A 7,684-nucleotide genomic window follows, 5' to 3' on the forward strand; every position below is an offset into this window, starting at 1 on the left:
AAGTACCAGAGTTAAGCCGTAACCGTGGCAGCGTGCGTTGGCGGGTCCCCTCCGGGGTTCACAGAAATCCGCGCCGGCTGCTTGAACTCCAATTCGCTAGTCCTCGTCTGAGGGGATGGTCGGTCTTCCCTTCTCAGGGCCCACATGCGCCCGAAGGACTGCGTACCTGTATCTGAGAGCGACCGCGTCGTTCGGGCTCTGGGCAAACCTGTCGTATTCCAACAAGTGAAAATCCGGAGTTCCCATTTCCTGCTCAGCATCGGCGCGATTCTTCAGACGTATCTGTTCGAACTTATCCAGAGCTGATCGAGTGATCGGCGACTTCCATTCATTGTTGATGGCGTCCATGAATAGGTAGTAATAGATGGTGACGCTGCCAACGGAACGAAGTAGTGGGTCGTCATCAACGAATACTGCGGCCATTGCATCCAGCACCGCCACAGCCTTAGCCGTGGCGAGCGTGATCAGCTCATTGTCTTCTCGATGGGACTTTACGAATTCGTCGAGCTGTCGCTTTTTTGTATCTATCAAATGATCCTTCTCTGACAGCAACAGAAACTTAGTGGCCAAATCGAAATGCCGGTAGCGGCGATTCTCAAAAGGCAGTTTTGCCGTGAAGAACGTGTGCCGAGACATGTCGCGGACCATGATCGGCACAACTCCTCCGAGTGCATTTCTCTTCTCGGCCGCGCTTAGCGGTACCGCCTCATTGAGACGGGAGAACATATCCTCGATCAATTCAGTATCCTCTGTCAGGATCGAGATGATAGGAAGGCTAAAGCCATCGAACCGCGTCTTCAGGTCGGGGTACTCACGGGCGAGTTCCGCGTACGTCAATCCGGCGAGCTTGCGGGTAGGCTCCGCTATAAACTCGATGTCTTCGGACAAGGCGAATTTGCCCTCGATGAACTTGAATATCGTTTCGAGGCGCTGCTTTCCATCCACGATGGCGTACTTGTATTTTTTTCCGCCGATCACCTTCGCTGGAAAGAATTCGTGAAAGTAGAGCTTGGGAACGTCGTATCCGTTGAGGATCGAGTCAATCAAGAGCCGCCGTTTTTCGGGTGGCCAAACGTCGCTGGCGCGCTGATATGGGGGGTCGAACCAGATGCTATCCCGCAGCGAATAGAGATGAAGAATCGAGCTGCTCGGGATGGTGCCAAGGCGAAAGTCGCTCATTTCAGCAGGTCCTTGGTAACCGAAGCCACACTCGTGAGTTCGGGGAAGAGGGTCAGTTGCGTCACTCGCAGAGCCCGGAGTTCCGCTCGTAATTGCTGTCGCGCAGCTGCGGGGACCGTGAGCCGCGCGAGGTACTCCGGCGCGAGCGCCTCGAGCGGAGTCATGTCGCGATGCATTATGGTGAACACACCCAGCTGAGCCATTATCCGTTCGTTTTGCCGGTGGGCGATTGCGGCGACCGGGTATTTATTGCTCATTCGCTCAAGGGCGATCTGGTCGGGCCGGTAGTCGTCTAGAACCCCATCCACCCCGAAGCATGGGATATCCACCGAAACCACGGGCTGGATCCGAGGAATTTCATAGTTGTACTTGGCTGGCAAGAGCGCCCAGATGTTCGCGTCATCCGTTTCCTCCTCAGCCGAGCCATTCACCGCGAAATACAGGGCGACCAAAGGACTCTCAGTCCAATCTAGCAACCGGGTAGGCACGCCAAAGTGCTGCATGAGGAACAGCCATTCCCATTCGCTCTGCGGTGGCGATTGACGGAACGGGTACGCGTTTTGTTTGAACCTTTTAGAAAGTAGCGCCTCCCGCTGCAGGGCTGTCGGATTTCTGGCGATCGAAGGCAGGAGCTTGTAAGAGCTGCTGGAATGCCCCCTGAACCAGACCGCTTCCTCGCCGATCTTGGCCGATAGCTCCGAGAGCACTTGAAGAAATTCGGCTGTACTTGCAAACGATGCGTCGAGTATCACGAGCAGTTCCTCCTCATGCTACGTGGCCTTTTCTTCCGTGTGAGCGACGGCCGCGCGAAGCCGCTCGATGACGAGGTCGATCCAAGCGTTGGCCAAGGCGGCCTCCACTTTTTCCTTTGCCGCCTGGGCCTCGTCATCTTCCTCGAAATGGGTTTGGAAGATGTCCGCCACGTCAACCCGATAGCCGGATCCGGCGCCGTAGCGGTGCGCGCAATCGTTCCACATCTCGGTAGCATTGTCGAGATACGGGCTGTACGAGACGCGGCCGATCAGAGCGGAACGAGCGAGGAATTCTTGTCGCCACTCTGTCAAATCGTCCTGCACGGATTGAACGAACTCTTTCACGTCCAGGAGGTGCGCGTACTTTTCCTTAAGACCCTGCAACTGCTCGTCAAGGCGGATAACGGTCTCGCGCGTTCGCAAGTTGGCATCGTTTCTCACGCCTACCCCGAGGATGTGCGCAACTTGGAAGTTTTCCCACTTACCACGCCTGTTGACGGATGCCGCGATAGAACTTTGGTGTCCCTTTTTCGCCTGTTCGACCAAGTTTTGGTGAGCAGGACGAATTACGCCGGGAGGCTCGCTGAAGCGCCTTGCGGCCTGCTCCATGGTCTCCGCGATCGTTCGGCGCGCCTGTCTGGTCTTTGCGATATCGCTGTTCGAGATTAGATCGGCTGCGGCGCTGACGAGGCGCTCAATTCTGACGACCTTATTCGCTCGGACCCGGTGGATGCGCGAGATCAGCCAAGCCCAGATTTCCTCCGGGTTGTCGGACCCCACGTTGAAGAAGTTAACGGGAATCGAGGGCAGCCCCTCGTTCATGAACTGCTGCTCGACCTGATTCTCGCGAACCGCGTACCCTTCCTCGGCTGTTGTTGGATTAGTGCCCGAGTCGTCGATGATCTTTGTGGCTTCGTCTTCCCGCGGCAGCACGAGCAGGCACATTCTTTCCGCGTCGATTGCGTCGGAGCCAGAATCGATGATTTCGCGGACGATCGAAAGTGGAGTGGTGCCAGGCGCGTCTGAAAACTTCGAGCAGAGAACCGTCACCGTCCTGGGGTCGTCGAACTGCGCCTTCAAGTCCGGTCGCTGCGTGGTCCCCTCGACCCCCTTGGTGTCGATAACACTCAGCCTAAACGGCGTGTCCCTGAGTACGTTGAGCGGCAGCAACACGGTGATACGCTGCGGCACGGAGAAGTTCGGATGCTGGCCGTAGTTGATCTTCGCGATGTTGCTGGCCAGCCATTGCATGCTGTTCTCGGCACTTTCCGAGAGGATCATCTGTTCTTGCGTTCGCGCGTCGAGCCGCATCCTCGATATGACCTCGGCGACGACTTGATCCATATCCTCGGTCTTGTCGATCAGGTCCTTCAACGCGTCGCTTGGCTTCGGACGTTCGCCGGGTAGCTTCGCGCGGGGAATTATTCGCCGCAGATCGGACATGTTTCGGATCACGCGTTCTAGTTCGCTGGGGAGTCCGCCCTTCCCGGACTTGATTCCCTGAACGAGGTCGACTGTTAGCGCGCGAATCTCCTCCTCCGCGAGACTGTCGACCGCGATACCGAATGTGGGCGCGATTTTGATCGCCACTTCACACACCGTGGTCCGACCACTGCCGGTCGGAAACACGCTTTGCTTTGACTCCTTGTCGGAGGTGAGCAGGTTCGTCACGAACGACAAAGCGGTCGTCTTTCCAACCCCGATATCGCCGATGAAACCGATTCCATGTTCCATGTGTCGGATAAATTCCGTCTCAGTAAGGATTCGGTTTCGTAGACGATTCAACGGCTCCTGAAGGATCGCGTCAAATTGCTCGCTTCCTTCGAAGCGCTCTAGCGATTGCAGCGCCTCTTCGGCAAGCCAGAGCACATGACGCTCCGGATGCAGGAAGCTCGGCCGCTCGATGTGTCGCCATTTCTGTCGATAGAACTGCACGACCTCCTTTGCCAAATCCGTATCCACGGCTGCCAAGTAACGCGCCGCCATTTGCGCGTCTGCCTGATCGGAGGATTCAAGCCGCGACACCACGCTGGGCGTGACCTTAAGCCGCGACGCCAGCTGCGTTTGACTGATGCCGGCCGCATCACGCGCGTGCTTGAGGATGGAGGTGGGGATCGGGGTCGACATGGTGAGGTGCCGTGGTTGGCTTTGCAGCAATTATGCGGCAATGATAGTCTATATTTCTGCAATTGTGCGGACGAAACGGTCGGCGTTCGTGATTTTGTGCGACGCTGGCGCTTTACCTCGATCTACTGTATAAACGATCAGGTAAAATATGGATACACACCCGTGTATCCACTCGATAAGATGAGGCGGTGTCATCCAAAGACGTCGGGCTTCGCATTCGGCTCGAAAAGGACTTGCGCGACGCATTTCAGAACGCCTGCCGGGCCGAAGGTCGACAGGGATCTGATGTGCTTCGAGAGTTCATGCGCAGCTATGCGGACCAGCATCTCGAGGGTCGCCAATCGAGCCTTTTCGTCCGCCCTGCTGAGGGAAGAGCAGATCCCACGAGGCGCAAGCCGTGAATCACGCGCCGAGGTTTTCGCATCGGTGTACTAGTTTTGGAGCGCGACATGCGAAGTGTTGAGTTATTCAGTGGGTGTGGGGGCTTGGCGCTAGGGCTTTCTCGCGCCGGTTTTCACCACGACTTGATGATCGAGTGGAACGAGGAGGCCGTGGCCACCGTTCACCACAACCGGGCGCGAGGCGTGCGGCACGTCAAGGAGTGGCCGCTGGAACGCGGCGATGTTCGCGACGCTGAGTGGCAACAATTTTCGGGCGGCCTCGACTTAGTCGCTGGTGGGCCTCCTTGCCAACCCTTTTCGATTGGTGGCAAGCACCGTGGCGAGCAGGACGCTCGCGACATGTGGCCAGAAGCTATCCGCGCTGTCCGCGAAGCCCAGCCGCGCGCTTTTCTTTTCGAAAACGTTCGCGGTATCGCGCGCCCAATGTTCGCCCACTACCTCAGGTGGATCGTCGCTCACTTGCGGCACCCGTCGGTGGTCAGGCGAGCTGCGGAGAACCATGAAAACCACACGGCGCGACTCGAGGCTCGTCGCGCCCCAGAGGCGTACCAAGTGGTCGTTGCGCAGGTGAATGCGGCAGACTTCGGCGCCCCACAGAAGCGGCATCGAGTGATCGTCGCGGGCGTTCGAAGCGATCTCGGCGTCTACTTGGAGGCTCCACGACCGACGCACTCCAAAGAACGATTGCTATGGGACCAGTGGTTCACTGGCGCCTATTGGAAGAGACACGGCATAGCGGTGCCCGACGAATCGACGATCGCTCCTTCGGATCGCCCGCTGGTTGCTAGGTTTCGAACGAAGCAGATTGAACCCGCCGGAAAGCCTTGGGTCACCGTCCGCGACGCGTTAGCCGGGTTGGGTGAGCCTACCGGCAAGGCAAATCACGTCTTCCAGGACGGAGCTCGCGTCTACCCCGGCCACACGGGAAGTCCCTTAGATCAACCGGCAAAGGCGCTCAAGGCCGGCGACCACGGCGTCCCCGGTGGCGAAAATATGATGGTGCGAGACGATGGAAGCGTCCGCTATTTCACTATTCGGGAGTCCGCGCGGCTGCAAGGCCTACCGGATGCCTATCACTTCCCCGGCTCGTGGAGCGAAAGCATGCGCCAGCTGGGCAACGCTGTTCCTTCCCAGCTCGCGGAGGCGCTTGGGCGCTGGATGGCGGAAAACCTCATGACGTCGCGCGGAGATCGGTTGGCCGCCTAAATATGACCCGAATCGCGAGGCGGGTTCGTACTGAAGAGGTCGTTCTAAGCGAACTCAAAGAGCAGTTGGGGCGGCTGCAGCAGTTGCTTCCCAAACTTGCCAAGCCTGCCGCTAACCGGGCGATGGCGGAACTGCTCACCATCGCCGGCGAAATCGAGCGCTTCCGGGTCGACTTGGATCCGATTAAGGAGCCGGGCGCCTCTTTCGATCCATCGAATCCGGAGACTGCCGGTCGCTTAGTCGCGCTGGCGCTCATCGCGCAAGAGCGGGTTCGCTTGGATCGAATCGCCAGGACGTACGGCTCAGGCGTCTATGCCATCTACTATCGCGGAAATCATCCTGCGTACACGCGACTTTCCCGCTCGGAAACGCCGATCTACGTCGGCAAGGCTGATCCGCAGCAGCCCGACGCTCGAACCTCAAGGGAGCAGGGGCCCCAGCTCTATGGGAGGCTCGCGGACCATCGCAGAATGATCAAGACGGTCGGAGAGTATGCGCAGCGGCAAGGGCTCGGATACCCGCTTCGGGTCGAGGACTTCGAGTGCAGAAGGCTCGTATGCTCGACCAACGCGCAGCTTGTCGCGGAAACCCACTTGATCGGCATCTTCAAACCGATTTGGAACAAGGAGTTCGGCATTTGTTGGGGAATCAGCAAGCACGGGGACGCGGCGACAACCAGGCGGAATCGTCGGTCTCCCTGGGACGTGATGCACCCTGGCCGCGAATGGGCGATGCACGAGGATCTCGAGGACAAGATGTCGCCCGAGGTAATCGTGCAGCGTATCGAAGACCATTTGCAGGCGAACAGCCCGTATCACAGCCGTGGGCGCGTCGTCCGAGACATCCTGGTGGCATTCGCCCAAAATGCAGCTATGAGCCCGGGTGAAGAAGTCGCCGACGACGACGCAGTCGCGAGGGAGGTGAGCGAGGGGCAGCTTCCCTTGGAGTAGGCAATGGCAGTCGATCCGGCGCGCTCAGCTCAAATGGCGTTGGTTCGGTCGAAAGACACCAAGCCCGAGATGCGCGTGCGTAGGGCGCTCCACGCAGCTGGTCTGAGATACGTTCTCCACGACCGGCGGCTTCCGGGCGCGCCGGACTTGGTCTTTCCGTCTCGCGGCGTGGCTCTCTTCGTGCACGGCTGCTTTTGGCATCGCCACGAGAACTGTGTCGCCGCCCGCCTTCCTAAGAGCAGGCTTGATTTCTGGGGCCCGAAGCTCGCGGCCAACGCGGAGCGTGACCAACGGCAGGAGCGACAATTAGCCGCACTAGGGTGGACCGTAATTGTCGTCTGGGAGTGCGAAACGAAAAGTGCGGAGAGACTCGAGCGGCTTGCCACACAGATCCGTAGCTTGAGACCTAAGGCAGCCGCGGCGATCGGGACGTGATCACCCGCCCATGCGGGTACTGTTTCTTGCTCTTGTACAGCAGCATGCCATAACTGATGATGGTTCCACGCCAGCCCGCCCCGAGCGAGACCACCGCTTTTTGCAGTAGGTGATCTGCTCGCCTCTGAACGCCTCTCAAGTTAATCGCGCGACCAAGCTCGGATTTCGGTACCTTGTACCTGAAGACGTACGGCAACTTCTCCTTCATCGTTTCGAGCAGTTCCTTCAGGCTTAGGAAGTCGGAAAGGCCGTCGACAGGGTAATCCTCGATAATTGGGTAGTGCTCATCAAACCAGCTTGGCTTGGTCGTGTCCCGTTCCTTGCCGGGATCTTTAGGTCCGAAGCCCTTGCCGTTCCAGAGGCCTGAGTGCGATTGCTTGAACAGCTTAATGAGTACATCTTCATTCGCAGCCGTACTCATGCTGAGGTCCAGGAGCAGCGCCTTGTATGCAACGGCGGCAATGTCGATTCCCCGTCGACCATTGAGTTTTTCCGTGAGCGGCTGGCTATCCCCTCTTGACGAGAGCTATGCGTTCGGCCGCGTCAGCCGCAGCAGGGGGCGCGTTTACCTGATTCCTGAATCGGCGGGCAGGGCACGGTGCCATAGGAGCAGTAGACGCAGCAGTCTCCTGGC

7 protein-coding genes are annotated in these 7,684 nt (G+C 58.5%); 3 read left to right on the forward strand and 4 right to left on the reverse strand.

What is annotated here, in order from left to right; all coding sequences use genetic code 11:
• Window positions 1-96: 96 nt before the first annotated feature.
• Genes VNT59_RS05740 through VNT59_RS05750 form a run of 3 tightly spaced genes read right to left on the reverse strand, consistent with a single transcriptional unit; the run spans window position 97 to window position 4,058 of the window.
• The gene (locus VNT59_RS05740) at window positions 97-1,179 is read right to left on the reverse strand and encodes a DUF262 domain-containing protein (protein WP_325497362.1); all 1,083 of its coding nucleotides are present in this window, start codon (window positions 1,177-1,179) and stop codon (window positions 97-99) included.
• Window positions 1,176-1,931, reverse strand: a complete 756-nt coding sequence (locus tag VNT59_RS05745) for an FRG domain-containing protein (RefSeq protein ID WP_325497363.1) — start codon at window positions 1,929-1,931, stop codon at window positions 1,176-1,178. The genes VNT59_RS05740 and VNT59_RS05745 overlap by 4 nt, the downstream gene beginning before the upstream one ends.
• Window positions 1,932-1,949: 18 nt before the next feature.
• Entirely contained in the window at window positions 1,950-4,058 is a 2,109-nt protein-coding gene (locus VNT59_RS05750) for a helix-turn-helix transcriptional regulator (protein WP_325497364.1), read from the reverse strand.
• Window positions 4,059-4,507: 449 nt separating this feature from the next.
• On the opposite strand from VNT59_RS05750, the gene VNT59_RS05755 reads away from it, so the two are divergent.
• Genes VNT59_RS05755 through VNT59_RS05765 form a run of 3 tightly spaced genes read left to right on the forward strand, consistent with a single transcriptional unit; the run spans window position 4,508 to window position 7,050 of the window.
• The gene (locus VNT59_RS05755; RefSeq protein ID WP_325497365.1) at window positions 4,508-5,665 is read left to right on the forward strand and encodes a DNA cytosine methyltransferase; all 1,158 of its coding nucleotides are present in this window, start codon (window positions 4,508-4,510) and stop codon (window positions 5,663-5,665) included.
• A 2-nt stretch (window positions 5,666-5,667) separates the two neighbouring features.
• Window positions 5,668-6,615, forward strand: coding sequence for an Eco29kI family restriction endonuclease (locus VNT59_RS05760; protein ID WP_325497366.1), 948 nt, complete (start codon window positions 5,668-5,670; stop codon window positions 6,613-6,615).
• Between the two features lie 3 nt (window positions 6,616-6,618).
• Window positions 6,619-7,050 (forward strand): very short patch repair endonuclease, encoded by a 432-nt coding sequence (locus tag VNT59_RS05765; RefSeq protein WP_325497367.1) that lies wholly within the window; start codon window positions 6,619-6,621, stop codon window positions 7,048-7,050.
• On the opposite strand, the gene VNT59_RS05770 is transcribed toward VNT59_RS05765, so the two are convergent.
• Window positions 7,022-7,471 (reverse strand): hypothetical protein, encoded by a 450-nt coding sequence (locus VNT59_RS05770; protein ID WP_325497368.1) that lies wholly within the window; start codon window positions 7,469-7,471, stop codon window positions 7,022-7,024. The two genes, VNT59_RS05765 and VNT59_RS05770, sit on opposite strands and share 29 nt — an antisense overlap.
• Between the last annotated feature and the right edge of the window lie 213 nt (window positions 7,472-7,684).

It is taken from the genome of Ramlibacter sp. (assembly GCF_035554825.1).
Classification (GTDB): domain Bacteria; phylum Pseudomonadota; class Gammaproteobacteria; order Burkholderiales; family Burkholderiaceae_C; genus Ramlibacter.